7 protein-coding genes are annotated in these 7312 nt (G+C 71.7%); 5 read left to right on the top strand and 2 right to left on the bottom strand.

Going from position 1 to position 7312, the window contains the following annotated elements:
* Window positions 1-840 (bottom strand): 2-phospho-L-lactate transferase (gene cofD, locus KBX53_RS16310; RefSeq protein WP_210860156.1); only part of this gene is annotated, 840 nt, incomplete at its 3' end.
* A gap of 98 nt (window positions 841-938) precedes the next feature.
* On the opposite strand from cofD, the gene KBX53_RS16305 reads away from it, so the two are divergent.
* The 4 genes from KBX53_RS16305 (at window position 939) to KBX53_RS16290 (ending at window position 6284) form a co-directional block, all read left to right on the top strand.
* Complete coding sequence (locus tag KBX53_RS16305) at window positions 939-1958, top strand: hypothetical protein (RefSeq protein ID WP_210860154.1); 1020 nt, start codon at window positions 939-941, stop codon at window positions 1956-1958.
* A 459-nt stretch (window positions 1959-2417) separates the two neighbouring features.
* Window positions 2418-4961 (top strand): bifunctional FO biosynthesis protein CofGH, encoded by a 2544-nt coding sequence (locus KBX53_RS16300; RefSeq protein ID WP_210860152.1) that lies wholly within the window; start codon window positions 2418-2420, stop codon window positions 4959-4961.
* A 276-nt stretch (window positions 4962-5237) separates the two neighbouring features.
* The gene (locus KBX53_RS16295; RefSeq protein WP_247675714.1) at window positions 5238-5474 is read left to right on the top strand and encodes a phospholipase; all 237 of its coding nucleotides are present in this window, start codon (window positions 5238-5240) and stop codon (window positions 5472-5474) included.
* Window positions 5475-6026: 552 nt separating this feature from the next.
* On the top strand, window positions 6027-6284 hold the full coding sequence (locus tag KBX53_RS16290; protein ID WP_007455784.1) for a WhiB family transcriptional regulator: 258 nt from the start codon (window positions 6027-6029) through the stop codon (window positions 6282-6284).
* 70 nt (window positions 6285-6354) lie between these two features.
* Here the strand turns inward: KBX53_RS16290 and KBX53_RS16285 are convergent, their stop codons facing one another.
* Window positions 6355-6804, bottom strand: coding sequence for a metallopeptidase family protein (locus KBX53_RS16285; RefSeq protein ID WP_030338265.1), 450 nt, complete (start codon window positions 6802-6804; stop codon window positions 6355-6357).
* Window positions 6805-6957: 153 nt separating this feature from the next.
* On the opposite strand from KBX53_RS16285, the gene KBX53_RS16280 reads away from it, so the two are divergent.
* The coding region (locus tag KBX53_RS16280) for a DUF3499 domain-containing protein (RefSeq protein ID WP_210860149.1) at window positions 6958-7312 on the top strand (355 nt) is incomplete at its 3' end.

Below are 7312 nucleotides of genomic sequence, written 5' to 3'. Positions count from 1 at the left end.
CTCCTCGGCCACCAGCCAACCGGCGAGCAGACCGCCGCTGGCCCGGCCGCCGTAGAGGCGACCCACCCCCGCCGCGCTGCACTCGACACCGAGCACTGCCAGACAACGGTCGGCCATCCCCCGCACCGGCGCGCCGCCGATGATCGGGGAGACGCCCACCACCGGCGCCGGGCCGCCCGCCACGGCCTCCCGCAGCCCCGGTACGGCCAGCACCGGCGCGACACTCACCACCGGGTTGCTGGGTGCGATCAACACCACATCGGCCGAGGCGATCGCGTCCAGCACCCCGGGTGCCGGCTTCGCCGTCTCCGCGCCGACGAACACGAAACGGTGGGTGGGGATGTCGGCCCGGTACCGCACCCACCACTCCTGGAAGTGGATCGCCCGCTGCCCCTGGTCGTCCTCCACCACGGCGTGGGTCTCCAGCCGGTCGTCCGTCGCCGGCACCAGGCGCACGCCCGGCTCCCAGCGGCTGGCCAGCGCCTCGGTGACCGCGCTCAACGGGTAACCGCCGTTGAGCATCGTGCTGCGGACCAGGTGGGTGGCGATGTCCTTGTCGCCGAGGCCGAACCAGGTCGGCTGTGCCCCGTACGCGGCCAGCTCCTGCTTGACCGTCCAACTCTCGCCGACCCGACCCCAACCCCGCTCCGGGTCGGCACCCCCGCCGAGCGTGTACATGACGCTGTCCAGGTCGGGGCAGATCTTCAACCCGTGTAACCACAGGTCGTCGCCGACGTTGACCACGGCGGTCACCTCCGCGCCGACGTCACGGGCGTACGCCCGGACCCCGAGCAGGAACCGGGCGCCGCCGATGCCGCCGGCCAGAACCACGATGCGCATGTCGACCATCCTCGCGCACGTGACGCCTGCGATCCGTCGGTGGCCCGCGAGACTAGGCTCACGTGCGCCCTGTCCGTTCCTGCCCCGAGGGGGAGCTCGTGACCAGCCCCACCGAGCCCGCGTCCGCTGACGCGACACAGGCCCGTCAGCTGACCAAGCCACTGCGTGAGCTCGCCGCGCTCGCGCTGCTCGGCGCCAACGCCGTGTTCCTCTTCGTGGGCCTGCTCCGGCTGGTCGCCCCGAACGACTACAGCTCCTTCACCGACCGGGCGGGCAGCGCCTTCTACGCGTTCCTCGGGGTGGAGGGGGTGGCTCTGCCAGTGCTGGCGGTGCTGCTGGCCACGCACATCTCGCCGGTGCTGGCGAAGGCGAAGCTGATCACCCAGGCAGCCCTGATCGAGTACGCGGTCAGCGCCCTGTTCGGCACGCTGACCATGCTGATCTGGACGGTGGGTCGGCTGGCCGAGGCCGAGGTGCTCGACGCGCTGCTCGGTGTGCTCACCCGGTTCGCCTGGATGGTGATCTTCGCGATCGCCGCCTGGGTGGTCTACACGATCTGGCGCGCCCACTACTACGTGCCGCGACCCAAGCCGCAGCCGGGCGTCTACGGCCAGCCGCAGCCGGGCTGGCCGCAGCAGCAGGGCGGGTGGCCGGCTCCCGGTCAGCCCGGTGGCCAGCCGCAGGGCGGTTGGCCCGCTCCCGGTCAGTCGGGTGGTTACCCGCAGGCCGGTCAGTCGGCCGGTTACCCGCAGGCCGGCCCGTTCGGCCAGCCGTCGCCGCCGTTCCAGGCTCCGCAGTCGGCCCCGCCGCACTCGCAGTCCGCCCCGCCGTTCCCGGCCCCGCAGCACCCGCAGTCGGCACCGCCGTTCCCGGCCGCGCCGCAGTCAGCGCCGCCGGCCAGCCCGGCCCCGCAGTCGCCGTCCCCGGCCGCGCCCCCGTTCGGGCAGCCGCCGTCGGCCGACCCCACGCAGGCCATCCCGCGCCAGTCCGCCGACCCCACGCAGGCCATCCCGCGCAAGTCGGCCGACCCTACCGAGGTCATTTCCCACCCCACCGACCCGGACACCGACCGCACGCAGCACATCAAGCCCAACGACCACCCGGATCAACCCCGCTGACTTCACCCGACCAGCAGCCCTCGGACGGTTGGTAACGGGGCCCGGCTCACATTCGAGGGTCGCGGTCAGTCATCTCCGCCCCGTCGACCTCGGTATCGCGCCCGTCCGTCCGCCCGCCCGTCCGCCCGCCCGACCGCGCGGCCCCGCGGCCCCGCTCGGCCGACCGGGGCCGCGCGGGGCGGGGGAGCGGGCAGGCAACGTAGATCTTGGACACTTTCCGTTCCGAGCTGACGGAAACTGTCCAAGATTGCCAGCTGTGGGAAGCGAAGCGGCCTGGGGTGCGGTGACCGCCGGGTGCGGTGACCGCCCTGATCGACGAGGTCGGGTGGTTGACGGACGGCCGCCAGCGCGTTCAGCGACCTCCGGTCGCGGCAGGCGTGCCATGATCGTCCAGTGCCGTTTCCCACGGTGCGGGCCGGGACTGGTTGGGTGGCGCAGCGCTGCGCATAGGGTGAGTGGATGGTTGATCGCACCCAGTCCGTTCCCAGCGATGCGAGCGTTCGGCGGGCCCTGGGCCGGGCCGCGAACGGGCGGGCGCTGGACGTCGACGAGGCGACCGCGCTGCTGTCCGCCCGTGGTGCCGCGCTCGACGAGCTGCTCCGGTTGGCCGGTGGGATCCGCGACGCCGGGCTGCGCGACGCCGGGCGGCCGGGTGTGGTCACGTACTCCAAAAAGGTCTTCATTCCGCTGACCCGGCTGTGCCGGGACCGCTGCCACTACTGCACGTTCGCGACGGTGCCGCACCGCTTGCCGGCGCCGTTCCTGGACCGGGACGAGGTGCTGGCCATCGCCCGGGCCGGTGCCGAGCAGGGCTGCAAGGAGGCGCTGTTCACCCTGGGTGACCGGCCGGAGGAACGGTGGCCGGCGGCCCGGACCTGGTTGGACGAACGCGGTTACGACTCGACCCTGGACTATCTGCGCGCCTGCGCGGTGGCGGTGCTGGAGGAAACCGGCCTGCTGCCGCACCTCAACCCGGGGGTGCTGTCCTGGTCGGAGTTGCAGCGGCTCAAGCCGGTCGCGCCGAGCATGGGCATGATGTTGGAGACGACGGCGACCCGGCTCTGGTCCGAGCCGGGTGGTCCGCACTTCGGCTCACCGGACAAGGAACCGGCGGTCCGGTTGCGGGTGCTCGAGGACGCCGGCCGGGTGGGGGTGCCGTTCACCACCGGCATCCTGATCGGCATCGGGGAGACCCCGGCGGAGCGGGTGGACGCGCTCTTCGCGATCCGTCGCGCCCACCGGGAGTACGGCCACCTCCAGGAGGTGATCGTGCAGAACTTCCGCGCCAAGCCGGACACGGCGATGCGTGGCATGCCCGACGCGGAGCTGCACGATCTGGCCGCCACGGTGGCGGTGGCGCGGTTGCTGCTCGGCCCGAAGGCCCGCATCCAGGCCCCGCCGAACCTCATCGCCGGCGAGTACGACCTGCTGCTGCGTGCCGGCATCGACGACTGGGGCGGCGTCTCGCCGCTCACCCCGGACCACGTCAACCCGGAGCGTCCGTGGCCGCAGATCGAGGAGTTGGCCCGGCACAGCGAGCTGGCCGGGTTCACGTTGCGGGAGCGGTTGACCATCTACCCCGAGTACGTGCGCGCGGGCGACCCGTGGCTCGACCCGCGCCTGCTGCCGCACGTGAGCGCGCTGGCCGACCCGGCCACCGGCATGGCCGTCGAGTCGGCGATGCCGCAGGGCCGGCCCTGGCAGGAGCCGGAGGAGACGTTCGGCGGCCGGACCGACCTGCACGCCACCATCGACACCACGGGCCGCACCGATGACCGGCGGGGTGACTTCGACAGCGTCTACGGCGACTGGGCCGAGGTGGCCGACAAGGTCACCCCGGAGGCGGCGGCGCGTCGGGCGGACGTACCCCCGGTGGCGGCCGGCGGTGGTGCGGACCGTGACCTGGCGGCGGGGCTCCGGCTCGCGGCTGACGACCCGGCGGCGCTGCTCGAACCCGCCAACACCGACGCGGCGCTGGCGTTGTTCGCGGCGGACGGGCCAGCGCTCGACGAGTTGTGCCGCCTCGCCGACGACGTGCGCCGCGACGCGGTCGGCGACGACGTGACCTACGTGGTCAACCGCAACATCAACTTCAGTAACGTCTGCTACGTGGGCTGCCGGTTCTGTGCCTTCGCCCAGCGTGAGCGGGACGCCGACGCGTACCGGCTCTCCGTCGAGCAGGTCGCGGACCGGGCCGAGCAGGCGTGGGCGGCCGGTGCCAGCGAGGTGTGCCTGCAGGGCGGCATCGACCCGAAGATGCCGGTGACCGGGTACGCCGACATCGTGCGCGCCATCAAGGCCCGGGTGCCGGAGATGCACGTGCACGCGTTCTCCCCGATGGAGATCGTCACCGCCGCCGCGAAGGCCGGCGTGCCGGTTCGCGAGTGGCTGCTCCAGCTCCGCGAGGCCGGGCTGGACACCATCCCCGGCACCGCCGCCGAGATCCTCGACGACGACGTGCGCTGGGTGCTCACCAAGGGCAAACTCCCGGCCGCCGCCTGGGTCGAGGTGGTGAGCACCGCACACGAGCTGGGCATCCGGTCCAGCTCCACGATGATGTACGGCCACGTCGACCACCCCGGGCAGTGGCTGGCGCACTTCCGGGTGCTGGCCGGGGTGCAGGACCGTACCGGCGGGTTCACCGAGTTCGTGGCGCTGCCGTTCGTGCACACCAATGCTCCGATCTATCTGGCGGGTATCGCCCGACCGGGGCCGACCTGGCGGGAGAACCGGGTGGTGCACGCCATGTCCCGGTTGCTGCTGCACGGCCGGATCGACAACATCCAGTGCTCCTGGGTGAAGCTGGGTGACGAGGGCACTGTCGCGATGCTCCAGGGTGGCTGCAACGACCTCGGCGGCACGCTGATGGAGGAGACGATCTCCCGGATGGCCGGCTCCGACAACGGGTCGGCGCGTACCGAGGAGCAGTTGCGGGCCATCGCGAAGGCCGCCGGTCGCCCGGCGCGCAAGCGGTCGACCGCGTACGGTCACGCCCGGCCCTGACGTCGAACCTTTCCCCGCCGCCGGCCGTACCACGCGGTGCCGGTGGCGGTCACGGCGAGGACCGCCACCGGTGTCCCCTCAGGGGCCCGGCGGTGTCGCGAGGCGGCGTCGGACCCGTCCGTCTCCGCGGGCGCGTTCGCGCCACGCCGGAGAGGTTGCCCATGACCAGTGATCAGCGGAAGCGGGAGTGGCCGCGACTGACCCGCCGGCAGACGTTGACCGCCGACTGGTTCAACAACCCGTCGGCGGCGTCCTGACCGCGCAGGGGGCGGGCGGATGCACGAGCACGCGTACGGGCCGTCGGAGACCGGGAGTGTCGTCCTGGATATGGGCGGCGACACCGGTGCCCTGATCATCTACACGGGTCGGGATCTGCGGGGGCGGGAGATCGAGATCAGTCGCGACGACGACCGGCGGGTCCACTCGGCGGTGCGCGAGCGCAAGGTGCGGGACGGCTCGTTCCACAGTGCGGTCTATCCCGGTCTGCCGAGCGGGATCTATACCGTCTGGTGAGACAACCGTACGTCCGCCGGCACGATTTCTGTCCATGGTGGAGAGATAGCTGAATTCGCCTGGCCGAGCAGCGGTTTTGGTGCAACTGACTGATCTCGACGAATCGGTTCTACCGCCGCGCCCCGTCCACATCATGGACGGGGCGCGAGTGCTGTCTGCGGCTCGACAGGCAGTCTGTGCCGCGTCGCGTTAACCTGTCTCCCACCAAGATCAGCTTAGCGTTGGAGGTCTCCGGTGCCGTCCGGGCGGCGACTCGTCGGGGAAGCGCCACGGGAGAAAAGTCGGGCAACTCGCCGGAGAGGGCGTTACTCGGCCGGGGTCTGAATCGATAGGGCAGGTTGCGAGGCTGGACGGCCCGAGTGGGTCGGCCGAGGGTGTCGGGAGGGCGACTCCATTATCAAGTTTGGCTTGACGGCGCACGCATTACACGCGTGTAATTTGAATGGGGTTGTTCGCACGGAACGCAACAAAACGGGACCGGACGGACAAGCACGCCTTTCGCGTGGGGGGTTGCAGCGGCGATGACGCCGGTGCGCGACAAGGAGGCATTTGATGGACGGCCAGCTTGAGGTGGCCGACCTGCTCGGAAACGCGCCGGAGTGGCAGGAGCGGGCGTTGTGCTCGCAGACCGACCCCGAGGCGTTCTTTCCCGAGAAGGGCGGCTCGACCCGCGAGGCGAAGCGGATCTGTTCGCGTTGCGAGGTCAAGACCGAGTGCCTTGAATACGCTCTGGGTCACGACGAGCGGTTCGGAATCTGGGGTGGGCTCTCCGAGCGGGAGCGGCGCAAGTTGAAGCGGCGGGCCGCCTGACCGGTCTCAGGTCGGGGCGGTGTGGGGTCGAGGCGGTGGGGGCCGCCCGACTCTCCGCTCGGAGGTCGGCTCAGGCGAGCTCGTCCGGGTCCACCCCGAGCAGGTTCGCCACCTGTTCGATGATCACGTCATGGACGAGATCGGCGAGGTCCTCGCGGTCCATCGCCCGGAACTCCAGGGGCCGTCGGTACAGCACGATCCGCGGCGGCATCTCCTGCCGGCCCGGGCGACCGGGCAGCAGCCGGGCCAGCGGGACCTCGCCGTCCTCCAGCACATCCGAGTCGTAGACGTTCAGGTCCGGCGGGACGTCCTCGACCGCGAACTCAACACCCGCCAGCTCCTTGGCGAACCGACGCTCCAACGTCTCGACGGTGTCCAGAACCAGGTCGTCGAAGACCTCGGCCTTGGTCCGTGCCAGCGGCACGGTGGCCGGGACCAGCCGCCCGCGCAGGCCGCGCCCGTGCCGGTCCCGATGCGCACGCCGGCCCGAGCCGGGGCGGCGGTGTTCCGGGCTCGTCATGAGGCAAAGGGTAGCGCCCGTGTCGGGCTGGCCAGCGGCAGCGCCGATCCTGTGGCGCGGCGCGCCCAGGACGGTCGACTGTGATCACCATGACGGGCGTGTCGCAACGCGAACCGATGCGCCGGACCCGGTAATGGAGATACCCTGCCGCACGTGAGGTCACCACGGCGCTGCTCCCGTAACGGCTGCCCCCGGCAAGCGGTCGCCACATTGACCTATGTCTACAACGAGTCGACAGCGGTGGTGGGGCCACTGGCGGCGTTCGCCGAGCCACACACGTACGACCTGTGTGAGCCGCACGCCCGCAGCCTCACCGCCCCGCGGGGCTGGGACGTCGTCCGGCACGAGGGCGAGTTCGAGCCGCCGCCGCCCACCACTGACGACCTGGTCGCGTTGGCCGAAGCGGTCCGCGAAGCCGCCCGCCCGGCCCCCCGTCCCCCGGAGCCGGACCAGCACCACTCGGAGAACCCCCACCAGACCGGCCGCCGAGGCCACCTCCGAGTAATCC

The sequence above is a fragment of the Micromonospora sp. M51 genome (genome assembly GCF_018070305.1).
Taxonomy (GTDB): Bacteria; Actinomycetota; Actinomycetes; order Mycobacteriales; family Micromonosporaceae; genus Micromonospora; species Micromonospora parva.
This window is presented reverse-complemented; position numbering and strand designations above follow the sequence as displayed.

What these genes read in the sequence shown, in the direction of transcription:
- KBX53_RS16300 (WP_210860152.1), top strand. Translation starts at nt 2,418, where the DNA reads ATGGTTGATCGCACCCAGTCCGTTCCCAGCGATGCGAGCGTTCGGCGG.
- KBX53_RS16295 (WP_247675714.1), top strand. Translation starts at nt 5,238, where the DNA reads ATGCACGAGCACGCGTACGGGCCGTCGGAGACCGGGAGTGTCGTCCTG.
- KBX53_RS16290 (WP_007455784.1), top strand. Translation starts at nt 6,027, where the DNA reads ATGGACGGCCAGCTTGAGGTGGCCGACCTGCTCGGAAACGCGCCGGAG.
- KBX53_RS16285 (WP_030338265.1), bottom strand. Translation starts at nt 6,804, where the DNA reads ATGACGAGCCCGGAACACCGCCGCCCCGGCTCGGGCCGGCGTGCGCAT.